The sequence below is a fragment of the Magnetococcales bacterium genome, from assembly GCA_015228815.1.
Classification (GTDB): domain Bacteria; phylum Pseudomonadota; class Magnetococcia; order Magnetococcales; family UBA8363; genus UBA8363.
Genome location: JADGCV010000024.1, coordinates 25,818 through 52,267 on the forward strand (window position 1 = coordinate 25,818; position 26,450 = coordinate 52,267).

Here is a 26,450-nt window from a genome sequence, read left to right on the forward strand (position 1 = left end):
AACGGCGGGCAACTTAAAGCACACACGAGAATGAAAACCCGTCCCCTGGCCTGAAACCGTCAGACCTACAAACTTTGCATGCTTTTGTCTTTCTGCTTCATGTTTTGCAGATCGCTGACGGTGGCGCCATCCATGCCGCGCATGTAGACCACCACCGGGACATTGCCGCTGTTGCGGACCACGACCTCATCCCCCCGACGGGGTTCCCGCAACGCGGCGAAGCCGATGCCGTCGATGTTGAAAAGACGGACCGTTTCACCCGACACCCCACCCGCATAATGAATCACTTCGAGAGAAGCGGGTTGGACCGATTCGAATTGAAGCAGCACGGGATCCTTGCCCCCCTGATCCAGGGAGAGACGGGTCGCGGCCCCCGGCGGGACGATAAAACGGTTGGTCCAGTTGACGCGCGCTTCGGCCTGGCTGAACTGGACATCCTGAATGGCCAGACGGGGCGGCGTCGAAACCGTGGTCGCCACCTGGCGGACCGGTTCACGTTCCGCCGAAGGAAAAACGCCAAGGGCCAGAACGACCACCGCCACCCCACCGACGAAAGAAAACGGTTGCAATACCACGGAACGGGGCGAGAAGAACCACCCCCAGGCGCGACGCATCGGTTCCAGAAGCGGGGAAGAGTGACGCGACGCATGCGCCGCCATCCGTTGGGCCACCGCCCGATCGGTCAATCCCTTGTCCGCCACCGTTTGCCGTTCCTGCCGCAAGGCCTCTTGAAACCCCCGCTCCAACCCAAGCAGTTGGGCCATTTCCTTCAAGGTCCACGGCTCGGTCACCGCCAACCGGTACAAATGACGCATTTCCGCCCGATCCAGATCGGCTTCGAGGCCACGGCTGAGCAATTCCTGGTCTTGTTCGTCCAACATGATCGTTCCTCGAAGGTCTGGATCGTCGTCAGGAGATCGTTACTGTCTGTTGGTAACCGTGGATCGGTAAAAGTTTCAGGGAATCGACCCGGAAAAAGTCAATCGGAATCAAAGGTAAACAGATCCCCCGTGCCGTCGTTCTCGAAACCGGCGCGCAGGGCTTTTCGCGCCCTGAAAACGCGGGTCTTGACGGTGGCCTCGGGCAGTTCAAGCATCCTTGCCGCCTCGCGATAGCTCAACCCTTCAAGGCAAACCAATACCAGTGCCTCGCGCAGGTCCCGGGAAAGATGATGTTCGATACCATTTTTCAGGGCGACGAGACGGGCCTGTCGTTGACAGGCATCGTGGGGATTTTCCCCCGTGTCGATGACCTCGGTCAGTTCGACATCATCGGCGACGGCAAAACGGAAGGAGGAGGAACGATTGACATGATTGAGGACCAGGTTGCGGGCGATTCCAAGGACCCAGGTCGAAAACATGGAATTGCCGCGAAAATGATCCAGATGACGGCAAACCTCGAAAAAGGTCTCCTGGGTAAGATCCTGGGCATCCTCATGGGAAAGGGAGTGACGGAGGATAAAACGGAACACCCGTTGTTCCAGGCGTTTGAGCAGTTGGGCAAACGCCTGGACATCCCCGTTCCTTGCCGCTTCCACATCCCTCAGATCGGGATCCGGCCCCTTGGCGCTGGTCACCGCGGTATTCCGGCAATGCAAAAGATTTGCGACGCCGATCCGGTGACCACAATCTGGCCGCGGGCCGTCACCCGGGTTCGGCATTCGGCCAACCAACCGGGCTGACTGTTCTGGGAAACGGGGACATACCCGGTCACGACAAGCAGCGAGGCGATGGACTGCCCGTTCTGGAGACAATCATCACAACACACGGTCGCGCCCGGAGCCAGATCGGCCTCGAAAGGGGTACTGTCCAGGGATTGGCCATGGACGGGAACATCGGTGTCGTTGACAAGGCAAAAGGCCCCCGCCTCGATCGGAAAGATCATCAGAATCCCCAACAGCCATTGTCGCCAATATTTTTTTACATTCATGATCCCACGCCTCGAATCCCGACAAGAGTCTCCCTGGAACCGCCGCGGCCATCATCACCCCATCCGACGGATCGATCATCGTCCCCATTTTCGTGGGTGACGCGCTCAAGAAAAAAGTTCCCCGGAACGATTCGGGCCACCTGCCGATGTTCGAAGCCTTGAAACCTTTCTTTCCAATCCGTTACCGCTGATATAAAATGAAGCGTTCTTTTTTCGGAATTCCTGAATCTTCGCGTCTTAAGGAAAGGGACAACCATGAAAACCGGATACTGTCTCCTGCCGGCCCTGGGGCTGGTCCTGCTGTTCGCCACGGGCAGCTCCCGGGCCGACATCATCGACGATGGTGAAGCGGTATTCAAGAAGTGCAATGTCTGCCATAATCTTATCGATGACGGAAGCAAAAAGGTCGGCCCCAATCTGGGTGGCGTCATCGGGCGCAAGGCGGGAACCTTGAAAGGTTACACCTTCTCTCCGGCCATGACCGCAAGCGGCATCGTCTGGAACCGGGAATCGCTCGATCGTTTTCTCACGAAACCCACAGCGGTCGTTCCCAACACCCAATCGACCTTTCCCGGCCTCGCGGAACCAACCGAGCGCAGTGCGGTCATCTCCTTTCTCGAAGCCCTGGCGGAATCATGAACCGTCATGGTTCCCTGCCCGAAGGAGACCCCCGGAGCACCTTTCCGGTCTCCCTCGGGTCCGACATGCCCTTTTCATGCACTTGCCCCGCCGCCACGCATTTCCCATATTGCCGGAGTTGGAAGGAAATGGCACAATCGGCAATCGTCACACGCGACCCGTGAACATTCCATTCACACTTCCCCGGAGAACCCAGTGACCCCCGCCAATCGTGGATTGTTCCCCATGCTGATGGCCCTGTCGCTGCTTGCCGGTTGCGGCCACAAGGGCAACCTGTATCTGGAAACGGAGGCGATCAAACAACAGACGCAATCGGCGAAACAACCGGATACTCCAGAGCAAAGGCCGGCAACTCCGGAGCAAAAACCGGTTGAGGGTCCCTGATCATTCGTTCTCTCTTTTTTCCGACGGGCCAATCATGGACCATTTTCATTACCTGGATGACCGGATCCATTGCGAAGAGGTCCCCCTGGACCAGATCGCCGAAACGGTCGGCACGCCGTTCTATTGTTACTCCGAAAAAACATTGCTCCACCATCTGACGGTGTTTCAGCAGGCATTCGCCAAGACGCCGCATCTGATCTGCTATTCGGTGAAGGCCAACAGCAATCTTGCCGTACTGGATCTTCTGGCCCGTCACGGCGCCGGATTTGACATCGTTTCGGGCGGCGAACTGGAACGGGTGCGCCGAATCGGCTGCCCCGGCGACAGGATCGTCTTTTCCGGGGTCGGAAAAACAGCTGCGGAAATCCGACAGGCCCTCGCCCGAAACATACTCATGTTCAATGTCGAAAGCCGCTCCGAACTCTATCGCCTCGATACCCTCGCCGGAGAAATGGGACTCAAGGCCCCCATCGCCCTCAGGATCAATCCCGATGTCGATCCCCAGACCCATCCTCACATTTCCACCGGCCTTAAACGCAATAAATTCGGCATCCCCCATGACAATGCCCTCGATCTTTACCGTCATGCCGCCAACCTGCCGCATATCGACGTCATCGGCCTGGATTGTCACATCGGCTCCCAGTTGACGACCCTCGCCCCCTTCGTCGATGCCCTCAAACGGGTCCTGACCCTGGTGGGCGCCTTGAAACGCGAAGGGATTCCCCTGCGTTTCCTTGATCTTGGCGGTGGTCTGGGAATCCCCTACGATCAATCGCGCCCCCCCCCCCTGCCCGATCATTATGCCAGCGCCCTGCTCAAGGAACTCGAAGGCTTCGACCTGACCCTGATCCTGGAACCGGGACGGGTCATCGCCGGCAACGCCGGGGTTCTCGTCACCCGGGTCGAATACATCAAGGAAAACGAGGACAAACGATTCATCATCACCGATGCCGGCATGAACGACTTGTTGCGTCCGGCGCTGTACAACGCCTATCACGGCATTCAACCGGTCATCCGCCGTTTCGGTGACGACGAGGCGGTGGTGGATGTCGTCGGTCCCATTTGTGAATCGGGAGATTTTTTCGCCCGCGACCGATTGCTGCCGCCGTTCGCCGAAGGGGATCTGCTGGCGATTCGTTCGGCGGGGGCCTATGGTTTCGTCATGAGCGGCAACTACAACACCCGCCCCCGGGCCGCCGAGGTCATGGTCCGCGGCAATCGGTTCGCGGTCGTCCGTCGCCGGGAAACCCTCGATGAACTGCTTGGCCCCGAATCCCTGTTTCCGACCGATCATTCCTAGGTCCCCCATTCCGAGTCACAGAAAGATCCGATTCCATGCGTTTCATCGATCTGCAAACCCAATACGAAAACTACAAGGAAGAAATGGATCGCGCCATCGCCGAAGTCCTCTCTTCCTGCCAATTCATCAACGGTCCACAGGTGGCAAAACTTGAATCGACGCTGGCCGGTTATGTCGGAGTTCGCGAAGGGATCGGTTTTTCCTCGGGAACCGACAGCCTTCTGGCGGTGCTCATGGCCTGGTCCATCGGTCCCGGCGACGAGGTGATCACAAGCCCCTTCACCTTTTTTTCCTCGGCGGAGGTCATCGCCCAGCTGGGTGGCCGGCCCGTCTTCGTCGATGTGCGGGAGGACACCCTCAACCTTGACCCCGATCTTGTGGAAGCGGCCATCACCTCCCGTACCCGGGCGATCATGCCGGTCAGCATCTTTGGTCAATGCGCCGACATGACACGAATTCAAGCCATAGCCCGCAACCACAATCTCAAATGCCTGGAAGACGGCTGTCAATCCTTCGGCGCGACCCACCAGGGTCACCACTCATGCAGCCAGGCCCACGCCGGAGCGACCTCCTTCTTTCCCGCCAAATCGCTCGGATGTTACGGCGATGGCGGCATGGTGTTCACCGATGATGGTGACCTGGCGGTCCTGTTGCGCAGCATTCGCGAACACGGACAGAAGGTTCGCTACCATCATCAACGTCTTGGCATGAACGGTCGTCTGGATACCATGCAGGCGGCGGTACTGCTGGTCAAGTTTGCCCATTTCGAGGATGAGATCGCCCGGCGGCAGAACATTGCCCGGCACTACATGAATCACCTGCCCGAGGGGATCCGCGGACCGGTCGTCCTGCCGGAAAACCGCAGCGTCTTTTCCCAGTTCACCATCCGTACCGCCCATCGTGACCAGATCCAGGCCGCCCTGCAACAGGAAGGCATTCCCACCGCCATTCACTATCCCGTCCCGTTGCACCATCAACCGGTGTTTTCCGGACTTCAACCGCACAGCCCCCTTCCCGTCGCCACCCGGGCAGCGCAAGAGGTTCTCTCCCTCCCCATGCATCCCTTCCTGACCGAGGCCCAGCAGGACCGGGTGCTCGATGCCCTGACCCGGGCGGTCGCGTCATGCCGTTGAACGATGAAACAGGGGGTGATGATTCCACGGCCTTGATCATGATGGGCCAGCAACTGGAATCGCTCTACCAGGCGTTGCTCAAAGTACCCCGCGCCACCGGGGATCACACCGATCTGTGCCGCATGCACAATCGGGGTCTTTCTCCCGCAAGCGATGAACAGTGCCGTTGCCATGTCGGACCGGTCCGGGCCGCCCTGGCGCGGTATCGGTTGTGGAAAGATGGTTGACAGGCAACCATCATGTTTGTGGAAATCGCCCTTCCGGGTCCGCTGAATACTTTTTTTACGTATTCTCTCCCCGAATCGCTTCACCACTGCCAACCGGGATCGCTGGCACTGGTTCCGGTAGGGCGCGGTCAACGGGTCGGGGTCGTCTGGCATATTCTGGAACAGCCGCAATGGACCGGAGGCAGCATCCGTCCCATTCTTGATCTTCTGTCCCCGAAACCGCTGTTCGATGCCGAGCTGATGGATTTGCTCGAATGGATCAGCCGTTATTATCTGTGCCCCATCGGCCTGGTCATCGCCGCCGCCATGCCCTCGCATCTGCGCTTCGAGGCCCAGAGACGGGTTCATTGGGTCGGCGACGACCAACCCGCGACCGCCGATTCAATTCCCCTGGCAACCCTGTTCAAAAAACAAAAAAGCCTGACACTCGCAACCCTGAAACGCCACATGGGAAGCCGGGGACTGGAAAAGAAACTTCAGACCCTGGAAAAACAGGGAATCGTCCGTCTGGAAACACGCTATCGCCCACGCCATGCCCACGAAACAACCCGCGAACCGGTAACCTGGCCCGCCCCCGGCGATCAACTTCATCAGGATCAGACACCGCCATCATTGAACGCCGAACAACATGCCGCCGTCGAATATTTGACAAGCGCATTGAAGGAGCGGATCTTTCGTCCGTTTCTCCTGGAAGGGGTGACCGGCAGCGGCAAGACCGAGGTCTATTTTCGGATTGTCGAAACCTGTCTCGATCTTGGCCGCCAGGTATTGATGCTGGTCCCGGAAATCGGTCTGACGCCGCAGATGGTGCAACGTTATCGGGAACGGTTTCGCAGCGAATTGGCACTGTTTCACTCCGGGATGGGAGATCGACAACGGTTCGATGCCTGGCAGAATCTTCGATCGGGACGGGCAAGAGTGGTCATCGGAACCCGCAGCGCCCTTTTTGCCCCATTCCCCGATCTTGGACTGGTCATCGTGGATGAAGAACACGACACCTCCTACAAACAGGAAGGGTCGGTCCCTTATCATGGTCGCGATATGGCGGTCGTCCGGGCACGAAGAGCGGGGGCACTTTTGATTCTGGGAAGCGCCACCCCTTCGATGGAAAGCCTGTACAACGCCCAGACAGGACGGTTCACCCATCTCAAGCTCAACCATCGCGCCACCGGCGCTACACTTCCCACCATTCGGACAATCCACCTGGGACAAAAAGAAAACCAAAGGTTAAACGGCAAACATTCCCTGATCAGCCGTCCCCTGGAAGAGGCCGTGCGTCAGACCCTCGATTCCGGGTTTCAGACGTTGTTGTTTCTCAACCGCCGCGGTTGGGCACCCTCGTTATTGTGCCATCGCTGCGGCCACGCGGTCATGTGTCCCAATTGCTCGGTCACCCTGACCTGGCACGAAAAGAAAAAACGGCTCATCTGTCATTATTGCGATCATCGGCAACCGCCGATGGATGTCTGCCCCGATTGTGGTCAATTGAGTCTGTTTTTCTTCGGACCGGGCACGGAACAACTGGAGCAGGAAACCCGCCACTGTTTTCCCAAGGCACGCATCGTCCGCATCGACCGGGACTCGGTCGGGAGTCGGGAAATCGATCTGGAACATACCTTGAAGGCTTTTCATGATGGGGCGCTCGACATCCTGGTCGGCACGCAGATGACCGCCAAAGGGCATCATTTTCCCCGGTTGGCGCTGGTCGGGATCGTCCTGGCGGAAAGCGCCCTCTGGCAACCCGATTTTCGTGCCGCCGAACGGACCTGTCAATTGCTCACCCAGGTGGCAGGGCGGGCCGGACGCGAAGAAGTCCCTGGACGGGTATTGATTCAAACCTTCGATCCGGATCATTATGCCCTGGCGGCAGTGGTACGCAACGATCGTGACGGGTTCATCACCCGGGAATTGGCCTTGCGACGCGAAATCGGTTATCCCCCGTTCCAAAGATTGGCCCTGCTCCGTTTTTCGTCGCTCGTCCAAGAGGAGGGAGAACATTTTGGTCGCCGGCTCATGGAAAACCTTACCTCCTTTACCCAGGCGACGCTTCTCGGACCGGCCCCCTCACCCCTGTTCAAACTCAGGGGCCGTTTTCGCTGGCAATTGTTGATCAAGGAGAACCCCGGCACCCGGTTGCATGAATCGTTGGCCCCTCTGCTTGGGACGGCCCGGTCCCTGGCAACGAAAACCATTCGTATCGATCTGGATGTCGATCCCCATTCTTTCCTATAGCGATCCCATCGTTTAAAATGTCACTGACAGGATCGGGTCTCGACGAATCGACGAACAATAAAGAGGAAAATCCCCCCATGGCCGTGCTGCCGATACTGACCGCCCCGGACCGGCGGCTGAAACAGAAAGCCCAACCTGTCGCCGAAGTGAACGCTTCCGTGCGGCAACTTATGGAAAACATGGCCGAAACCATGTATGCCGCCCCCGGAATCGGCCTGGCCGCCCCCCAGGTCGGCATTTCGTTGAGGGTCATCTGCATCGACCTGGAACACGCCCAGGAAAAACAAGCGAAAAATCCCATCTTCATCGCCAACCCCGTCATCGTTCATGCCGAAGGGGAAATCTGCTGGAAGGAGGGATGCCTTTCAATCCCGGACTACACCGCCGAGGTCAACCGCGCCTCCCGGGTAATCGTCGAAGGACTCGGTCACGACAACCGTCCGCTGTCCCTGGAAGGAAACGATCTTTTGGCGGTTTGCCTGCAACACGAAATCGACCACTTGAACGGCAAACTGTTCATCGATCACATCTCGCCGTTGAAACGATCGATCATCGTGAAAAAATTGAAAAAACAAAAGGAGGATCCCTGATTCATGAAGCCCATGCGCATCGTCTTCATGGGAACCCCCGATTTTGCCGTTCCCAGTCTGGCAACACTCCTGACCGGGCCCGATGCCGTTGTCGGTGTGTTCACCCAACCCGACCGGGTCGCCGGTCGCGGAATGCACCTGCAACCCACACCCGTCAAACGTCTCGCCGAGACCCATGGACTTGCGATTCATCAACCGAAAACCCTGCGCCATCCGGAATCGATCGAGTTGTTGCGGCACCTGCAACCCGACCTTGTCGTCGTGACCGCCTACGGCCTGATCCTCCCCCCCGCCATTCTGTCGATTCCGCCGCATGGATGCATCAACGTCCACGCCTCCCTCCTGCCCCGATGGCGCGGCGCGGCACCGCTGCAACGGGCAATCCTCGCCGGCGACCAGGAAACAGGGGTCACCATCATGGCCATGGAAGAAGGTTTGGATACCGGTCCAATTCTGGCAATGGAAACAACCCCCATCGACGAAACCACCACCTGCGGCGGGTTGCATGATCTTCTGGCCCATCAAGGGGCGCGATTGCTGCAAACCACCATCGACGCTCTCAAGGAAGGAACCCTTCGATCCCGCCCCCAACCCGCCACGGGAATCACCTACGCCGACAAACTGGGCCAGGAAGATGAATGGATGGACTGGCAGCGGGACGCCATCTTCCTTCACCGTCAGATTCGCGCCCTCCATCCCATGCCCGGCGCCCGCACCACCTTTCACGGACAACCCCTCAAAATTGACGCAGCCCTTCCCATGGAAGGAAACTCATCAGGTCAACCGGGAGAAATTCTTTCCCTGGAAAAAGAAGGGTTTGTGGTCGCCTGCGGACGGGGAAAGCTGCGTGTGACCCAGGTGACCCCCGGCGGCAAGAAAACCATGCCGGCCCACGCCTGGATCCATGGCCGTCATCCGACTCCGGGAACGATTCTGGGACACGAATGACCCGTCACGGAAGTACCTGTCCCCCCCCTGAACGGTGACAGCATGCACTTGCATCCCAATCCGGTCGGTCCGATGATAAGGATCGATCCGGGCAAGACCGGACAAATCATTTGCTGCCGACAAGGTTCTCCTGCATCGGTTGTTGGCGTCGGGCGGATCGTGGTACACTCAAGGCCTCTGCCTTCCCGATAAAGACTACCCGAAACACTCAGGCAATGTTTCATGACGGGTCGCCAACCGCCACCCTTCCGCCGTGAATCCGAATTTGTCGATGGGTTTGAATTGAGCATGGAAGAATTCTGGGAAAAAACCGTGGCATCGATCAAGGGACAGGTCTCTCCGGAGGTGTACAATCTCTGGATCAAACCCTTGCGACCCGGGAAAAACCTGACCGATGGCCGGTTGGAAATCCTGTGCCACAACGATTTTGCCGCCGATTACGTCCGCAGTCATTATGGAACACTGCTTGAATCGGCAATGGCCGTGGAACGGGGCACCCACCAACCGTTTTTGTTTCGCGCCGACCCCGAACCGAGGCAGAGCAAAGAGGAATCGACCCCCAGGGAGCCCCGACCGGAAACAAAGACCGGGCTGGGCGCGCGCGGGAAAACGAACGCACCGGCTCCCGTTCAGGTCATGGGTCTCCTGGAACGCTATACCTTCGATTCGTTTGTCGTCGGCGCCTGCAACCAGTTTGCCCATGCCGCCGCCTCGCGCGTGGCGGATGGTCCGCCCCTGGTCTACAACCCGCTCTACATGCACGGCGGCACCGGTCTGGGAAAAACCCATCTGCTGCATGCCATCGGTCACAAGGTGCTCAAGGAACGGCCCGAAGTGAAAATCTGCTCTATTTCCTCGGAAAAGTTCATGACTCTGTTCATCGACTACACCCGCATGGGACGGGTCAACGATTTTAAAAGCCAGTTCCGCGGCGTGGACATGCTGCTGGTGGACGACATCCATTTTTTCGCCGGCAAGAAAGGGACCCAGGAAGAATTCTTCCATACATTCAATGCCCTGTACGGCGACGCCAAACAGATCGTTCTGACCTCCGACAGCCTGCCCCAGGACATGCTCCTGGACGAGCGGTTGCGCTCGCGGTTTGCCCAGGGGCTGGTGGTGGACCTGCATCCCCCCGATCTGGAAACGCGGGTGGCGATCCTCAAGAAGAAGGCGATCATGGAAGGGATCGATTTACAGGATGATGTCGCATTCTTCCTGGCCGATGCGATCCAGACCAATGTTCGCGAACTGGAAGGGGCCTTGATCCGGGTATGCGCCCTGGCCTCGATGGAGAAGGTGCCGATCACGATGGCGCTGGTCAAGGAGAGCATGCGCAACACGATGCGCAATCCCGACCGCCGTATCATCGCCATCGAGGAAATCCAGCGGACAGTGGCAACCTTCTACAAGATTTCCCCGATGGATCTGCGATCCAACAAACGGTCGCGGGAATTCAGTCATCCGCGGCAGATCGCGATGTATCTGTGCAAGAAACTGACGAACCATTCCTATCCCGAAATCGGTGAACAATTCGGTGGCCGCGATCACACCACGGTGCTCTATGCCGTGGGCCGGGTCAACGAACGGCAATCGGAAGATTCGATTCTGGCCAGGCAACTGCAATCGCTCACGGAAATGTTGAGCAACTGACGACATCTTACGCCAAGGTCCCCCACCATGGAATTCCATATTCAAAAAGATCCATTTCTCAAAGCCCTTTCCCGGATTCAGACGGTCGTCGAGAGACGCAACACCATGACGATGCTGGGAACGGCGCTGCTGGAGGCCACCGAGGGACGCATCGTCCTGTCGGCGACCGACCTGGAAGTCAGCCTGCGTACCGTCTGCAACGCCGAGGTTGCCTGGGAAGGCTCCATGGCGCTCAATGCCAAAACCCTGTTCGAAATCGTCCGCGAACTGCCGCCGGTCGATGTCCATCTGCGGATGGAATCGGAAACACGCCTCATCCTGCGTGCGGGACGGGCGCGGTTTGAACTGGCGGGATTTCCGGTCGCCGAATTTCCCAAGATTCCCCAGGCGGAAGGGGAACGTTTTCATTTTGAACGGTCGATGCTGGCGGAAATGTTCGCCATGACCCATTTTGCCATGTCCTCGGATGACAGCCGTTTCACCCTCAACGGGGTGCTGTTGCAAATGTCTCCGGCCACCGAAGAGGAAAGCACCCCCAAAGTGCGAATGGTGGCGACCGATACCCACCGCCTGGCCATGGTGGAAAAACCACTGGTCAAGGATCTTGGAGAATTGCGAGAGGTGATCATACCCAAGAAGGCGGTCCACGAAATGCGCAAGATTCTCGACGAGGACGAAGAATCCCTGGAAATCATCATGGGCAGCGCGCACATTCAATTCATCAAACCCGAATTGACCCTGGTTTCCAAACTGGTGCAGGGACGTTTTCCCGATTACCGGCGGGTGATCCCGGCGCACAATACCCTGAAGCTGAGCATGGATCGACAGGAACTTGACAGCGTCGTCAAGCGCATCTCGGTGTTGAGCCACGAAAAATCGCGGGGTATTCGTTTGCATGTCGCGGGTTCCTTGATGAAAATCTCCTCGAACAATCCGGAACAGGAGGCGGGCGAAGAGGAAATCACCGTTCAGTTCGACAGACAGGATCCGTTTGCCATCGGTTTCAATGCCCGATATCTGCGAGATATTCTGACCGCCATGGACGGAGCGGAAGTCCGGTTCATGTTCAGCGACGACGCATCGCCCGCCCTTGTATTCGATGCAAACCGCAACGATGCCCTGTTCGTGCTGATGCCCATGAGGGTTTGAAACGCCGGATGGATCATGGTCCTCAACCGCCTCAGCCTGGTTCATTTTCGCAACCTTGCCCAGACCACATTGAACTTTCATCCCGGGATCAATCTTGTGGTCGGCGGCAACGGTCAGGGAAAAAGCAATCTGCTCGAAGCGATCGGACTTCTGGCCACGGGTCGATCCTTTCGGCGGTCACCACCGGAAGCGATGCGGCAACATGGAAGCGGGGGATTTCATCTCCAGGGAGAGGTTCATGCCCACGGTCTGACCCACCGGCTGGCGTTTCAGGGGACTGGCAATCGCCAGATGGCCGAACTCAATGGAAAATCGATGGCGATGGCCTCGACGATGGATCGGGTTCTGGCGGCGGTGCTATCGACTCCCGATTCTCCCGATCTGATCCATGACGGCCCGGGAGAACGGAGAAATTTTCTCGATTGGGTGGTTTTCTCACGCCAGAAACGGCATGCGGCGACAGTACGGGATTATCAAAACGCCCTGAAGGCGCGCAACCGGCTGTTGAAAGGGACCATCCTCGATCCCGGTGAAATGGATGCCTGGGAAGACCGTCTGGCAGTGCTTGGCGCCCACATTCTGGCAAGCCGCCTTGAGACGCTCGAACGGTTGCGAAAACCCTTTCCTCATTTTCTGGAGGAACTGGGAATGGACGGAGCGGGTTTCCAGATTGTGTATTTCAATCCGCTCGTGCTCGATGGCATCCGCCGGGACGTGGAACATCTGGCCCAACAGTACCGGATGGCACTTGGCCGGAGCAGAAAAGCCGATCACCTGACCCGTACCACCAGCGTCGGACCGCATCGTGACGACCTCCGTTTCATTCATCACGACCGACCGCTGGGACGCTTTGGATCGCGTGGACAGAAGAAGCGGTTTCTTCTGGCACTGAAGTTGGCCGAACTGCACCTGCTTGAAGAGACAGTCCAGGCCAGGCCCCTGTTGCTCCTGGACGATCCCGCCTCGGAACTGGATGCCGACGGGATGTCCCGAATGCTCAGGCTGGTGTCCTGTCCGGGACAACAGGCATTCATCACCGCTGTCAAGAAAGCGGATCTTTCCTCCCCGCACCTGCCGCACCAGACATTTCACGTTCAGGCGGGACAATTCAAACCGGAGTATCCACAATCATGACAACCCCAGACAATCCGATCGCCGAACCCGCCGCCGAACCCTACGAATATGGCGCCGCAAGCATCAAGGTGCTCAAAGGGCTCGACGCGGTCCGCAAGCGGCCCGGCATGTACATCGGCGATACCGATGACGGTTCGGGGCTGCATCACATGGTGTTCGAGGCGGTGGACAACGCCATCGACGAAGCGCTCGGGGGTTATTGCGACCGCATCGACGTCATCATGCACAGCGACGGCTCGGTCACCATCCGCGACAACGGTCGCGGGATTCCCACCGACATCCATCCCGAGGAAGGGCGTTCGGCGGCGGAAGTGATCATGACGGTGTTGCACTCGGGAGGCAAGTTTGATCAAAACTCCTACAAGGTTTCGGGAGGACTGCACGGGGTCGGGGTGTCGGTGGTCAACGCGCTGTCGGAACGGCTGGAATTGACGATCCGCCGTGGTGGCCGGGTGTGGTACATGGAATTTCGCGATGGCGATCCGGTCAAGCCGATCCAGGCCATCGGCGAAACCGACAAGACGGGAACCTCGGTAACGTTTCTGCCGAGCCGCAAGATTTTTTCCAACGTCGAATTTTCCTTCGATATCCTGTCGCAACGGTTGCGGGAACTCTCTTTTCTCAATTCGGGAGTCAACATTCATATCCGCGAGGATGCCACCGACAAATCCCATCATTTTCATTATGAGGGGGGAATCCGGTCCTTCGTGCAACACTTGAACCGCGCCAAGACCCCCCTGCTGGAGCCACCGATCTATTTTCAGGACCAGCGCGACGGGGTGGTGGTGGAGGTGTCGCTGCAATGGAACGATTCCTATCAGGAGAATGTTTTTTGTTTCACCAATAACATTCCCCAACGCGACGGGGGGACCCATTTGATCGGCTTTCGCGCCGCTTTGACCCGGACGATCAACAATTATGCGCTGACCTGCAACCTGCCGAAAAAAGAAAAAGTCGCCCTGACGGGCGAGGATTGCCGCGAAGGATTGACGGCGGTCATTTCGGTGAAGGTTCCGGATCCCAAGTTTTCTTCCCAGACCAAGGAAAAACTGGTATCCTCGGAAGTTCGTCCGGTGATGGAGGGAATCGTTGCCGACAAGCTGTCCACCTGGTTCGAGGAAAACCCCCAGGATGCCCGGCGGATCATTTCCAAGACGTTGGAGGCGGCGGTGGCGCGGGAGGCGGCACGAAAGGCCCGGGAATTGACCCGGCGCAAATCGGCCCTGGAAATCAGCTCCCTCCCGGGAAAACTTGCCGATTGCCAGGAAAAGGATCCCAGCCTGTGTGAACTTTTTCTGGTGGAAGGGGATTCGGCAGGCGGCTCGGCCAAGCAGGCGCGGGATCGAAAATTTCAGGCGGTGTTGCCGTTGAAGGGCAAGATTCTCAATGTCGAAAAGGCGCGGTTTGACAAGATGCTCTCGTCGCAGGAGGTCGGAACACTGATCACCGCCCTGGGGACGGGAATCGGCGCCGAGGAATACGACATTGCCAGGCTCCGTTATCACCGCATCATCATCATGACCGACGCCGATGTCGATGGCGCCCATATCCGGACGCTTTTGTTGACTTTTTTCTACCGTCAGTTTCCCGAGATCGTCGAACGGGGACATCTGTACATCGCCTATCCGCCGCTCTACCGCGTGGTCCGGGGGAAGACGACACGGTATCTGAAGAATGAAGAAGCGATGGGAGAATTGTTGATGACATTCGGTCTGGAAGGGGTGACCCTGCACAATGGTGATCGGATGATTGGCGATGTGCAACTGGCCAATATCGTCCGGGAGGCGCAACGGTATGTATTTCTGCTCGACCGCCTGTCGCGCCATCAGGATCGTCGGGTTCTTATCGAAGCGACCGGACGGTCGCAGGTGACCCCGGCGGACCTGGAACACCGAGCCACGGCAGAAGCGGCGGCCCAACGTCTGCAACAAAGGTTGCAGGTTTCCGAAAACAATGAGGAGCGCTTGCAGATCGATCTGACCCGCGACAGCGAAACGGGTTGGGAGGCGTTGACCATTTCCCGGCTCGTCCATGGCGTGCGGACCCGAAGCGTGATCGATTCCACCCTGACCCGGTCCCCGGAATACCGCGAAATGCTGGAGCGGGCGGGACGTATTTTCCAGGAGATCGGATCCGAGCCGTTCTGGTCGAAAGGGGGACGAACGCATCCGGTGGGCAACCTGGAGGAACTGGTCCATTGGATCCTCGCCGAAGGACGCAAAGGGCAGACCATTCAGCGCTACAAGGGGCTCGGCGAAATGAATCCCGACCAGTTGTGGGAAACGACCATGGAACCCTCCCATCGAACCATGTTGCAGGTTCGGGTGCAGGATACCGTGGAAGCGGACGAGGTGTTCACCACGTTGATGGGTGATCAGGTGGAACCACGACGGGAGTTCATTCAGGCCAATGCCCTGAACGTATCCAATCTGGACATCTGATGACCGGGCCTGAAGGAATCGACGTGACGCCCATCCCTTGGATCATACCCGTGACTACCCCCCTGGGGCCGCTCTGGGGGGGAATGAGCGAGGATGGCGTCCTGATTCTTTCCTTCACCCCCCTCGCCACCGCCGTCACCCGCCATGGCGCGCCTCCCTTTGCCGGTCCGTTGCGCTCGTGGCTGGCAGACTATTTTGCCCAACGCTTCCGCCCGCCCGATTTTCCATTGCGACCGAAGGGAACGCTTTTTCAACATCGGGTGTGGTCGGAGGTATCGGGAATCGCCGCCGGGGAGACCCGGACCTATGGAGCGCTCGCCACCCGACTCGACACCGCACCCCGGGCCATCGGTCGGGCGATGGCGGCCAATCCCCTGCCATTGTTGATCCCCTGCCATCGGGTCATCGCCGCCGATGGCTCGATCGGCGGCTACAGCGGCGGCGACGGCAGCTCAACCAAACGGTGGCTGCTGCGCCGGGAAGGGTGTTCGGGTATCGAAGAAGAACATGATGCCCTGTAGGCAAAATATTAAAACCAAAATCTTTTGGGATTGCATCCCCAAACCCCTGCCGGGGGGATATAAAGTCAAATTCAAAATCAAAACCCTGGGGGCAATCCCTTAAGCCCCCTTTTTTCTTTCAATCATTTATTTTTCCGAGGCATGAACAGAACGATCCATCCGCCCGGTTCGCCGCATCCTCCGCGATCAAATCCGATTCATCCATAGTCCACATGGCGTCCACATGGACGCGATGGACCCGTTTGGAAAACATGTTATACTTCTCCTCAATGTGCTGAAATACTATTGAGGAGTATCATCATTGTCCCAGCCCGATTCATGCCGACTCCTGATTTCCCTGGGACTTTCGCCCCAAATCATCAGTAGTTCCTTGTACGCATTGATGATTATCGAAAAGAAAACGTTCGTAGACATCCATGTTCTGACCTCCCCGGAAGGGGCCAGGGCGGTAGGCAACATTTTTTTTCTCGGCTCGGACAACCCGTTGGACCGGTTTTGTCGCGACTATGCCATCCCCCGGGGACGGGTCGTTTTTTCCAGGGAACAGGTCCATATCCTCTGGCCGGAACATGGTGCCCGATCGCTCGTGGACACGCCGTGCCTGGATCGTCTTTTTTCGCTGCTGGCCCACTGGACCGCGAACGGGGCGGAACCGTTGGTCGCCTGCATCGCCGGGGGCCGCAAGGACATGGCGGTCCTGTTTGCCCAGGTCTTCGGCCTGCTCGCCCGCGAGGAAGATTGTCTGACCCATCTTCTCACCTCGAAGGAATTTGAAAACCTGGCGGAATTTTTTTATCCGCCCCCCCACCCGACCGCCATCATGGTTCATCGCCTGGGACGGGGGGTGGAATATCTCAATACCAGGGAGGCGGAGGTCCGGCTGGTAAACCTTCCCCTGGTGCGGCTGCGGCCTCTTCAGGATGAAGCGACCCTCAAGGGGCTGGTGCCGCTGGCCGCGGCAAGAATAAGGACGCAAAACGGGATTGCCGCGATCGATCCGGCCATTCATGTCCGCATCGACGCCGGAACACTGACCTTGAATGGGGTGACAACCCATCTCCCGCCGAGGGAATTGGCGGTATGGCTGTTTTTTGCGCACAGCCGCAAGGAGGGACGCGGCAGGGAGGGATGGATCGCTGCCCGAACGTTCGACGAACCCGAAATCGTTGCCGCCCTGGAGGAGTGCTACCGGAAGGCCATCGGCACGGCAGGAGAAAAAGGCAGTTTTGTACCAAGAATCAAAGGAGGCAACGTGGAATACAACGAACTGAAAACCAAATTGACCCATGCCATTTCCAAGATCAAAAGACGGTTGGGATCCTCCCATCCGGCACGGGTGGATTCGCGCAGGGGGCGCGGGGGGCGGGAATACGGCATCGGAATGGATCCCGATCACATTCACATCGAAGGATGACGGTCATGGAACGGAAACGATTGTTGGAGGCCTCGGCCCGGTTCGCATTGTCGGCGCTACTGCACGATCTGGGAAAATTCGCCGAGCGGGCGGGGATGGAGGCGGCGAATCTGGACGGTCACAAGGCGGTCTACTGCCCCCTGTCGCCAAAGAAAACCTACAGCCATGTCCATGCCGCCTATACCGCGATGGCGGTGGATGTGATCGAACGGAGCATCCCCGACATTCGCAAGGGAGAAATGACCCCTTTCAGTAGCTGGGGTGATCTGGAACGCAAGGATGATTCCCTGATCAATGCCGCGGCGATGCACCATAAACCGGAAACAAAGTTGCAAAAAATAATCGCCCAGGCCGACCGCCTGGCCTCCGGCTTCGAGCGCAGCGAGGCCGACCTGTACCAGCACGCCCAGGAAGAACGGGAGGAATCACCGGGAAAAAGGGTCGATCATTACACGGCCCGGCTTTGGCCCCTGCTGGAAACGATCACCCCCACGGGGAATTTCCGACAACCACGGCATCGCTATCCCTTGAAGGCGATGGCACCCGAGACCCTGTTTCCCGTTCCGGTAACGGAGCACCCGAATAAAGACCATTCCCGGAAGGAATACGAATCCTTGTGGCAAGACTTCATCGCGGGGCTGGAGAAGATTCCATCATCGCACCGGCACTCGCTCCCCCTGTGGCTGGATCATTTCGACAGTCTGTGGCTCACCTTCACCTATGCCATCCCGTCGGCGACGGCAACCCGGACAGCGGACGGAACATTTTTATCGATTCCGGCAGATGTATCGCTCCATGACCATTCCAAGGCGGTGGCGGCGCTGGCGGTGGCCTTGTGGCGGCATGAGGGCGACGGCAAGGAGTTTCTTCTTATCCAGGGGGATTTCTTCGGCATTCAGGAATTTATTTTCCACCCCGACGAAGCATCGGAACACGCCGCCAAACGGTTGCGCGGTCGATCGTTCATGGTGGCGCTTCTGACCGAACTTGCGGCCATGAAGGTGTTGGAAGCGTTCGACCTGCCGGCAACCAGTCAGATCACCAATGCGGCGGGCAAATTTTTGATCGTGGCCCCCCGGATCGAAAACGGCCAGGAACGGTTGCAGGAGGTACAAAAAGAGCTGGATCGCTGGTTTCTGCAACACACCTTCGGCAACAGCGGCATCGGCTTGGCGGCGACGGAGGCGGAATGCGCCGATTTTGGCAAGGGGAATTCCTTCAAAAACCTTATGGACCGGCTCCATCGCGATCTGGACCGGTGCAAACGCCAGCGTTTCGATCTGTGTAACGCTTCCGAAGATCCGGTGTTCGCGGCGACCTATGATCATGGCGCCTGCACCATCGATGGACGGATGCCGGCGGTGCGCGAGGCGGGAAAGACCGTTTGCCCCCTGTGTCGTGACCAGGAAAAGATGGGCAGTCTGCTGGTCAAAAAGAACCGACTGCTCATCACCCGCCTGGAGCGCGGGCCATTGAGCGACGACACCCTGGCGCTCGATTATCTGGGCTACCGGGTCACCTTCACCGGGTCCGAGGAGATCAGCGGTCGCTTCGGCAACCTGGTCCGGGAGGAAACCCTGCTGCGCGCCTGGGATTTTTCCCTCCCGGAGAATGGCGCCGCCCCCCTCTGGAACGGCTATGCCCGCCGGGCCATCAACGGTTTTGTTTCCAGGGATGAAAAAGATCAAATCGTGGAGTTCAGTGATCTTGCCACCAAAGGAAAGGGGGTGGCGGCCCTGGGGATCGTCAAGGGGGATGTGGACAACCTGGGAGAATTTTTCCGCAACGGACTGCAACACCCGACCTTCGCCCGCATGGCCTCCCTGAGTCGGCAATTGAACTCTTTTTTCGCCCTCTGCCTTCCCTGGCGGTGCCGGGACAAATTTCCCAACACCTATACGATTTTCGCGGGCGGGGATGATTTTTTTCTCCTTGGACCGTGGAAGGAACAACTCGACCTGCTTGCCGACATGCGCCAGGAATTCGCCAGGTACGTGCGGAACGAAGGGATCCACTTTTCGGCAGGGTTCGTCATGACAAAACCAGGCATTCCAGTCCCGTCCCTGGCAGAACTGTCCGAACACGCCCTGGGACAGGCCAAGAAACGGCAAGAAGAGGGGAAAACGGTGAAAAACGCAGTCACCTGTTGGCAACGGACCGTCTCCTGGGACGATTTCGAAGGGTTGCGGGGGATCGAGAAAGAGTTGACGGCTTTGGTTCAATGGCTGGAGGAAACACATAAATTCACGGTCGGCACCGCCTACCTGTATGGACTGCTGCACCTGTGCGCGATGGCCAATGGCAAAAAACCCGAAGACGCCCTCTGGCGCTCATGGTTCGTCTACCGCACCTGGCGCATGCTGGTGGACCGCATCCCCGGACTCGACGAGGCTCAACGAAAGGAACTCTATCAAAGGAAATTCGCCGCCCCCATTGGCGAACGGATCGCCCATCACAAGGAAAATTTTAAAATTGCCCTGTTCGCCCACCTTTATCAACAACGGGAGAAATCACAATGAATGGAAGGGACACGTCGAAACCCGGAGCGGGCCCGTCCGGTTTCGACATCACCACAATCAAATTCGGGGATCCGTTAAGCCCCGACCTGTTTGACGGAAAGGCCAAGAAGGTCGCTGAATCATTGAATATCAAAGGTACAAACAAACCAACACAGTTGCGACGATTCTACGATGAAATCTGCCTGTGGGGAGAAAAGGTGGAGGCGGATGAAAAGCGTTTCAATGAATATCTCCCTTTCATCAGAATGATGAATGCCAAGGCGGCCTACGCCAAGGGGAGAAACAACCTTGTGAACGAAACATTCGTCAAACTCATAAGCCACTGCCTGGGACAGGTCACGGATGCCAAAAGCATGGGACGATTCAAACTGTTCATGGAAGCGGTGATGGGATTCTACAAGGAATTGCGGCCCAAGGACTCGTGAAGAAAGAGGATCGAACGATGCGACTGACTCAAATTCGTACACTATCCGGAACCATCGAACTCCTGACCGGCCTGCACATCGGCAGCGGCAACACCGAAATGCACATTGGCGGTTCGGACAGCCCGGTCATCCGTCATCCCCATACCGGTCACCCCTACATTCCCGGAAGTTCCATCAAGGGAAAGGTGCGCAGTCTGCTGGAGTGGCGGGCGGGTCTGGCAGGCGTCAATGGGGGCAAACCCATGAGTCATACCCTGCTCGAAAAGGCCCCGGACAAAAAGGAGGCAAAAGCCATCCTGAAATTGTTCGGCATTTCGGGGGGGGACTCGTTGACCGAGAAGGAATCCCTGGAAATCGGTCCCAGTCGGGCCTCCTTTCGCGATTGCTCCCTGAATCGAGAATGGATTGACGGGGTGCGGAAAAAAAACCTGCCCCTGACCGAAATCAAGATGGAAAACACCATCGACCGCATCCGGGGAACGGCGGAACATCCGCGCAACATCGAGCGGGTTCCGGCGGGGGCGACGTTTGCATTCCAGGTGTCTCTCAAGGTGCTGAACGGGGAGACCGATTTGTTGCCGACGCTTCTCATGGGTTTAAACCTTTTGCAGATGGACAGCCTGGGCGGTTCCGGCTCGCGGGGGTATGGCAAGGTTCGGCTCACCTTTGACGATGGCGAGATCCAGGAACAATTCAACAACAGCCAACCATGGTGAACGGGAAACCGCCCGATGAAGACGCTGCTTGTCACCCTTCGACCATTGACGGCCTTCGCCACCCCACCCCACGGCGACACCCTGTTTGGCCAACTGTGCTGGGCGCTGTGCAACCGTTTCGGTGCGCCCTGGCTGGTGGAACGACTGGACGGATACCTTCAGGGAAAGCCGTTCCTGGTGGTATCGGACCTGTTTCCGTCCGGACATTGGCCCCGCCCCTTTGTGCCGCCGCACCTGCTTGAAGGCGACCTCCGGGCGGGCGACCGGAAGAAGGAAAAGAAAAGAATCTGGTTTCCCTGGCGGGATGACGCAGGGTGGCGGAAAAACCTCTCTTCCTGGGGCAGGATGTGCCGCGACGAAGCGGAACTCTGGGGAGAAGAAAGAAAAAACCGACCGCAACCGCACAACCAGATCAACCGTCTGACAGGAACGACCGGAACGGACGGTTTCGCCCCCTTCGCCGTCACCCAAACCTGGTTTCCCGAGAGGGCACGCCTGGAAGTCTGGGTGCTGTACGACCCGAAACGACTGAACGTGGCGGAAATAACGGCGGGACTGATGGATGTCGGCAGCTTCGGTTTCGGTAAGGATGCCAGTACCGGTCTGGGACGGTTCGACATGGAAAAGACCGAAGAGTGCCCATTGCCACGACAGCCCGACAGCAACGCCTGGCTCACCCTGGGGTTTTGCGCGCCGCAGGGGTGCGGCTTTGATGGGAAGCGAAGTTATTATCAACCCTTCACCCGTTTTGGCCGCCATGGCGATCATGCGGCCCGGACGGGACAACCGTTCAAGAATCCCATCCTCCTGGCCCGGGCCGGCGCGATCTGGAGCCCGAGTCACAAGCCCCTGCCCAACCATGAGTTCGTCGGACGCGGCCTGGGAGGGGAAGAAAAACTGTCGAAGATTCTTCCCGCGACGGTCCACCAGGGGTATGCCCCGGTGGTGGGAATTCATCTGCCGGAGGAACGCCCATGATCCGCTTTCTTGATTCCCGCCCGTTGCTGATTTCCACTCTGGGGCCGGTCCACGTGGGATGCGGCGTGGATTACGAACCGACCGGTTATGTCATGGAGGAGCGGATCGTCCACACCTTCGATCCGGTCGAAGCACTGCGCGACAACGCCCCCGCCCGTGAAAAACTGTCCCACCTGTGCGCCGGTTCGGGAGAAGAGGTGATCCAGAAGGTCCAGGAATTTTTCTACGAGAAAAGGGATGAACTGATTCCCTTTTCGACCCATTCCCTGACCGCCAGTGAACAACTGCAAAAATTTTATGATGAACGGGTCAAACCGGAACGCCGAATGGGGAAGGCCAATAAACTTTATATTGAACGAACCGCCTACGTTGCGACGGAGAATCGTCCCATCCTTCCCGGCAGCAGTCTCAAGGGAGCGATCCGCACCGCCCTGTTGAACCGGGAACATGATGGAAAAAAACTGGTCGATCCTGGAGCCGCAGAAAGAAAAGATGACTGGAAAAAAATAGTGCCTCTGAATCAAACGTTGAAAAACTGTCTCCCTGGGGATTTTGCCCGGGATCCGATGCGCCTGATTCGTGTCGGCGACGCCGGTGCCACCGAACGATGGACAGGCAACGATCTGCGATTTGCGGTCAACCGGACACGTTCCGGCAAGGCGGCGAAAGGACCCTATCAAGTTCTGGAATGCCTGCCGCCGATGGAACTGGAACTTTTTTCCGGAACTCTGTCGTTTCTCGATCCGGGTTCGGCGAGCAATGTAGCGGAAAACAGGGACGATCTTCCGGCAAACATATGGAATTCCAAGGATGTGACACGGAGTTGCAACCAGTTTTACGAAAAAAGGTTGCGGCAGGAACTGGATGAATTGCAGGCATTCATGCCCCAACAATTCCGGAAAATCATGATCCAGTCATTGGAAGGGGGTGGATTGCGCCGCCTGCTCGACTCGGGCCGGGCTTTTCTTTTGCGGGTGGGACGACATTGCGGCGCGGAATCGGTCACCCTGGAGGGCGTTCGTCACATCAAGCAACCCCAATGGAAAAAATGGGTCGAGCGACCGGACACCGTATGGCTGGCCGCCAAGGGCCAGGAAACGATGGATGATCTGCTTCCATTTGGCTGGTTGCTGGTGGAATGGAACGATTCCCGGCGCAAACCGTTGACGGAAACGGCCCTGGAACTGGTCGGGATGTCCGAAGGAGGCTCGAAAACACGAAAAAAACTGCGGGCTGCCGCGGAAGAGAAAAAAAAGAAATTGCGCGAAAAAAACGAGGTAGAACGATTGCAACGGGAAAAGGTCCGTCAGGAACGGGAACGGCTGGCGTTGGCGGAAGAGGAGAAAAAAAAACGGCTGCAATCCTTGTCGGAGAATGAACGCCTTATTGAACAGCTGCGCCAACGGCTGGAAAAAACCAGGGTGCCACAACCAATCGGCGGCGACCTGTGGCAGGAGGTTCAGGCACTGGTGAAAAAAATAGAAGGGGCGCGGCAGGAATGGCAGGCGCATGAAATCGCGGCGTTGGCGTTGTTGTGTCGCGAGGAATTGCCGACACGGCTCAAGGGGGGACAGAAAAAACTCAAGGAACTGGAGGAGCGGTTGAACCGGTTGCAGGGAGAAAAACCATGATGGAACCTTCCCCGCTCGGGTTTCCCCTGGGACGCTACCGGTTGGAATGGCGTGTCCGGACGCCGATACGACTGCCGGAATACGCCGGTTCGGCGCTGCGCGGCGGTTTCGGAAGGGCGTTGCGACAACTGGGCTGCATGGCGCGGCAACCGGTCTGCGACGGATGTGTGATGATCCGCTCCTGTCCCTACGCCACGATTTTCGAGACACCATCCCCGGAAGGATCCCGGGATACACGCATGGGAGCGGTCGTACCGCATCCTTACGTCATCGAACCGCCGCCATGGGGACAGCAGTCGTTCGCCCCCGGAGAACATCTTGCCTTTCACATGGTTCTGACAGGCCTCGCCCTGGAACAGATGCCCCTGGTGGTCCTGGCGTGGCAAAGGGCGTTGGCCCACGGAATCGGCTGGGGCATGGGGACGGCGGATTTGCTGCGCATCGTCTGGGAACGGGAAACGGGGGAAAAACCGGTGTTCACGACAGAAGAAAACATTCTCATCCAACATTCGGCCCGGGTCACGGTGCCCCCCTGGCCCGGAGGGGAACAACTGACGCTGCACCTGCACACCCCCACCCGCATCCAGAAGGGAGGAACCCCCCTGGGACCGGGTCGCATCACGCCGCGCGATTTTCTGGTGTCCCTGATGCGACGGGTCAGCCGGATGGCACAAATCCATTGCGGCCATCCCTGGCCCATGGATCCCTCGACCCTGGCCCGCGCCGCCGAACAAATCCGCTGCCATGGCAACCTTTCCTGGCGCGACTGGACCCGCCGGTCCTCGCGTCAGGGGCAGGACATGGCCCTTGGCGGGGTGGTGGGACAGTGGACCCTGGTGGGAAATCCGCGCCCCTTCTGGGAACTGCTCTTCCTGGGCCAATGGCTCCATGTCGGCAAGAACGCCACCTTCGGCCTGGGGGGCTATCGACTGCATCCGGGAGAAAACGGATGACCGTCTATTTTGTCAGCCGTCATCCCGGCGCCCAGGAATGGGCCGCGACCCAGGGATTGGTGGTGGACCGGAGGATCGAACACCTGGAGATCGGGGACATCGTCTCCGGCGACCGGGTCATCGGTTCCCTTCCGGTCAACATTGCCGCCGAAATCTGCAATCGGGGCGGCCATTACCACCACCTTTCCCTGAAGGTTCCCCAGATCCTGCGCGGCAAGGAATTATCGGTGGAAGAGATGATCGCCTGCGGCGCCCGGCTGGAGGAATACCGCATCGTCAGAATCGAGTCCCAGGAACAATAAAAACAATCCAGGAGCGAACACCGATGAAGGACAAAAAAATATTGATCAGTTTTCTGGGCAAGGCGCGCGACGGAGGAGAATATCGTTCCCAGTGTTACCGGTTCGATGATGGGCAAAAAGAAACCAGCCGGTTTTTCGGCCTGACCCTGGCCCGACGGGAACAGCCCGATGAATTCATCCTTCTGGGGACCAGCAGCAGCATGTGGGATGTGTTGTTCACGGATTTGGGTAATGACGAGAAATCGGATCATGACTTGACGCTGTTGATCGAGGAGGTTGGACACAATACGGTGGGCCAGGAACGTTTGGACAACCTGACACCGTTGCTGGAAAAACACCTGGGAATGTCGTGCCGACCGATGATCATCCCTTTTGGCCGCACCACCACGGAACAGATGGATATTCTTGAAATTCTTTCCGAGACGGTGGCAGAAGGGGATCAGGTGTCCATGGATCTGACCCATGGGTTTCGCCACCTGCCGATGCTGGGATTCCTCAGCGCCCTGTTCCTGAAGGAGGTGAAAAAAGCGCGGATCGAAGGATTGTATTATGGCGCCGCCGACATGCAGATGGACGGCGAAGCCCCGGTGGTGCGGTTGGATGGATTGTTGAACCTGGCGGAATGGATCGGGGCGATCGGTCGTTATGACCAGGGGGGCGATTATGGGGTCTTTGCGCCGCTGTTACGCCGTGAACAGGAAACCCGTTCGGACATTGCCCTGAAACTGGAGGAGGCATCGTTTTTCGAACGGATCAACAATTCGAGCAAAGCCCGGACAATCCTTGACCAATTTTCCAAAAATTTCTTCCAGGGCAATGATGAATCGTTCTCTCCCGCAGCCCGTCTTTTCCGCAAACCCCTCGAAAAACGAATTTCCTGGTGGCGCGGCAAGGAACATGGGGAGCGGGAAGGGGTATTGGCCTGGCATTACCTGCGACGGGGAGATTTTTTGCGGGCGGTCATTTACGGATATGAATCGCGGGTCACCCGATGGGTTCTCAAGGAGAAACTGGGCGATCCAAGCCATTTTGATCGGCGCAAGGAGGCAGCGGACGATTTGAAGGGGCGATTCAAATCATTCGACCTTCTTTCGCGGTTGCGCAATGCCCTGGCCCATGGAATCCCGCCGACCCAGGACGAGGTGCTCACCTTTCTTTCATCCCGTGTGGTTCTCGAAAGAAAACTCCGGGAAATCTTCAAGGATCTGGAAATTCGGGAGGAATGATTCCCC

General features: G+C 58.0%; 25 protein-coding genes. 22 read left to right on the forward strand and 3 right to left on the reverse strand.

Annotation, left to right across the window (positions count from 1 at the left end; translation table 11 throughout):
• Positions 1 to 65: 65 nt before the first annotated feature.
• The 3 genes from HQL76_11100 to HQL76_11110 all read right to left on the reverse strand — a co-directional run bounded on the left by HQL76_11100 (position 66) and on the right by HQL76_11110 (position 1,929).
• Entirely contained in the window at positions 66 to 881 is an 816-nt protein-coding gene (locus HQL76_11100; GenBank protein MBF0109713.1) for a hypothetical protein, read from the reverse strand.
• Positions 882 to 979: 98 nt separating this feature from the next.
• Complete coding sequence (locus tag HQL76_11105; GenBank protein MBF0109714.1) at positions 980 to 1,576, reverse strand: RNA polymerase sigma factor; 597 nt, start codon at positions 1,574 to 1,576, stop codon at positions 980 to 982.
• Positions 1,573 to 1,929, reverse strand: coding sequence for a hypothetical protein (locus HQL76_11110; protein ID MBF0109715.1), 357 nt, complete (start codon positions 1,927 to 1,929; stop codon positions 1,573 to 1,575). The genes HQL76_11105 and HQL76_11110 overlap by 4 nt, the downstream gene beginning before the upstream one ends.
• 255 nt (positions 1,930 to 2,184) lie before the next feature.
• Between HQL76_11110 and HQL76_11115 the strand changes: the two genes are divergently transcribed.
• The 22 genes from HQL76_11115 to HQL76_11220 all read left to right on the forward strand — a co-directional run bounded on the left by HQL76_11115 (position 2,185) and on the right by HQL76_11220 (position 26,444).
• Complete coding sequence (locus HQL76_11115; protein ID MBF0109716.1) at positions 2,185 to 2,568, forward strand: c-type cytochrome; 384 nt, start codon at positions 2,185 to 2,187, stop codon at positions 2,566 to 2,568.
• Between the two features lie 195 nt (positions 2,569 to 2,763).
• Positions 2,764 to 2,952, forward strand: coding sequence for a lipoprotein (locus HQL76_11120; protein ID MBF0109717.1), 189 nt, complete (start codon positions 2,764 to 2,766; stop codon positions 2,950 to 2,952).
• 34 nt (positions 2,953 to 2,986) lie between these two features.
• Complete coding sequence (gene lysA / locus HQL76_11125; GenBank protein ID MBF0109718.1) at positions 2,987 to 4,252, forward strand: diaminopimelate decarboxylase; 1,266 nt, start codon at positions 2,987 to 2,989, stop codon at positions 4,250 to 4,252.
• Between the two features lie 35 nt (positions 4,253 to 4,287).
• The gene (locus tag HQL76_11130; GenBank protein ID MBF0109719.1) at positions 4,288 to 5,385 is read left to right on the forward strand and encodes a DegT/DnrJ/EryC1/StrS family aminotransferase; all 1,098 of its coding nucleotides are present in this window, start codon (positions 4,288 to 4,290) and stop codon (positions 5,383 to 5,385) included.
• Positions 5,376 to 5,612 (forward strand): hypothetical protein, encoded by a 237-nt coding sequence (locus HQL76_11135; GenBank protein ID MBF0109720.1) that lies wholly within the window; start codon positions 5,376 to 5,378, stop codon positions 5,610 to 5,612. Before HQL76_11130 ends, HQL76_11135 begins: the two co-directional genes overlap by 10 nt.
• Before the next feature lie 12 nt (positions 5,613 to 5,624).
• Positions 5,625 to 7,844: a primosomal protein N' gene (gene priA / locus HQL76_11140; GenBank protein MBF0109721.1), complete on the forward strand. Its 2,220-nt coding sequence runs from the start codon at positions 5,625 to 5,627 to the stop codon at positions 7,842 to 7,844.
• Positions 7,845 to 7,921: 77 nt separating this feature from the next.
• Complete coding sequence (gene def / locus HQL76_11145; GenBank protein MBF0109722.1) at positions 7,922 to 8,434, forward strand: peptide deformylase; 513 nt, start codon at positions 7,922 to 7,924, stop codon at positions 8,432 to 8,434.
• Between the two features lie 12 nt (positions 8,435 to 8,446).
• A complete protein-coding gene (locus HQL76_11150) occupies positions 8,447 to 9,382 on the forward strand; it encodes a methionyl-tRNA formyltransferase (GenBank protein ID MBF0109723.1) in 936 nt (311 codons plus the stop codon).
• A 288-nt stretch (positions 9,383 to 9,670) separates the two neighbouring features.
• Positions 9,671 to 11,035: a chromosomal replication initiator protein DnaA gene (gene dnaA, locus HQL76_11155; GenBank protein MBF0109724.1), complete on the forward strand. Its 1,365-nt coding sequence runs from the start codon at positions 9,671 to 9,673 to the stop codon at positions 11,033 to 11,035.
• A 27-nt stretch (positions 11,036 to 11,062) separates the two neighbouring features.
• Positions 11,063 to 12,184: a DNA polymerase III subunit beta gene (gene dnaN, locus HQL76_11160; protein MBF0109725.1), complete on the forward strand. Its 1,122-nt coding sequence runs from the start codon at positions 11,063 to 11,065 to the stop codon at positions 12,182 to 12,184.
• Positions 12,185 to 12,199: 15 nt separating this feature from the next.
• Complete coding sequence (locus HQL76_11165) at positions 12,200 to 13,318, forward strand: DNA replication/repair protein RecF (protein ID MBF0109726.1); 1,119 nt, start codon at positions 12,200 to 12,202, stop codon at positions 13,316 to 13,318.
• Entirely contained in the window at positions 13,315 to 15,759 is a 2,445-nt protein-coding gene (gene gyrB, locus HQL76_11170) for a DNA topoisomerase (ATP-hydrolyzing) subunit B (protein MBF0109727.1), read from the forward strand. Before HQL76_11165 ends, gyrB begins: the two co-directional genes overlap by 4 nt.
• Positions 15,759 to 16,280, forward strand: coding sequence for a methylated-DNA--[protein]-cysteine S-methyltransferase (locus HQL76_11175; protein MBF0109728.1), 522 nt, complete (start codon positions 15,759 to 15,761; stop codon positions 16,278 to 16,280). Before gyrB ends, HQL76_11175 begins: the two co-directional genes overlap by 1 nt.
• A gap of 301 nt (positions 16,281 to 16,581) precedes the next feature.
• Positions 16,582 to 17,694: a TIGR02584 family CRISPR-associated protein gene (locus tag HQL76_11180; protein ID MBF0109729.1), complete on the forward strand. Its 1,113-nt coding sequence runs from the start codon at positions 16,582 to 16,584 to the stop codon at positions 17,692 to 17,694.
• Positions 17,691 to 20,213, forward strand: coding sequence for a type III-A CRISPR-associated protein Cas10/Csm1 (gene cas10, locus HQL76_11185; GenBank protein MBF0109730.1), 2,523 nt, complete (start codon positions 17,691 to 17,693; stop codon positions 20,211 to 20,213). Before HQL76_11180 ends, cas10 begins: the two co-directional genes overlap by 4 nt.
• On the forward strand, positions 20,210 to 20,638 hold the full coding sequence (csm2, locus tag HQL76_11190) for a type III-A CRISPR-associated protein Csm2 (GenBank protein MBF0109731.1): 429 nt from the start codon (positions 20,210 to 20,212) through the stop codon (positions 20,636 to 20,638). The genes cas10 and csm2 overlap by 4 nt, the downstream gene beginning before the upstream one ends.
• 17 nt (positions 20,639 to 20,655) lie before the next feature.
• Positions 20,656 to 21,354 (forward strand): type III-A CRISPR-associated RAMP protein Csm3, encoded by a 699-nt coding sequence (gene csm3, locus HQL76_11195; GenBank protein MBF0109732.1) that lies wholly within the window; start codon positions 20,656 to 20,658, stop codon positions 21,352 to 21,354.
• A 15-nt stretch (positions 21,355 to 21,369) separates the two neighbouring features.
• On the forward strand, positions 21,370 to 22,332 hold the full coding sequence (locus HQL76_11200; GenBank protein ID MBF0109733.1) for a CRISPR-associated protein Csm7: 963 nt from the start codon (positions 21,370 to 21,372) through the stop codon (positions 22,330 to 22,332).
• Positions 22,329 to 23,963: a type III-A CRISPR-associated RAMP protein Csm5 gene (gene csm5, locus HQL76_11205; protein MBF0109734.1), complete on the forward strand. Its 1,635-nt coding sequence runs from the start codon at positions 22,329 to 22,331 to the stop codon at positions 23,961 to 23,963. The genes HQL76_11200 and csm5 overlap by 4 nt, the downstream gene beginning before the upstream one ends.
• The gene (gene cas6 / locus HQL76_11210) at positions 23,960 to 24,916 is read left to right on the forward strand and encodes a CRISPR system precrRNA processing endoribonuclease RAMP protein Cas6 (GenBank protein MBF0109735.1); all 957 of its coding nucleotides are present in this window, start codon (positions 23,960 to 23,962) and stop codon (positions 24,914 to 24,916) included. Before csm5 ends, cas6 begins: the two co-directional genes overlap by 4 nt.
• Complete coding sequence (gene csx16 / locus HQL76_11215; GenBank protein MBF0109736.1) at positions 24,913 to 25,218, forward strand: CRISPR-associated protein Csx16; 306 nt, start codon at positions 24,913 to 24,915, stop codon at positions 25,216 to 25,218. Before cas6 ends, csx16 begins: the two co-directional genes overlap by 4 nt.
• A 23-nt stretch (positions 25,219 to 25,241) precedes the next feature.
• Positions 25,242 to 26,444: a TIGR02221 family CRISPR-associated protein gene (locus HQL76_11220; protein ID MBF0109737.1), complete on the forward strand. Its 1,203-nt coding sequence runs from the start codon at positions 25,242 to 25,244 to the stop codon at positions 26,442 to 26,444.
• Positions 26,445 to 26,450 lie beyond the last annotated feature (6 nt).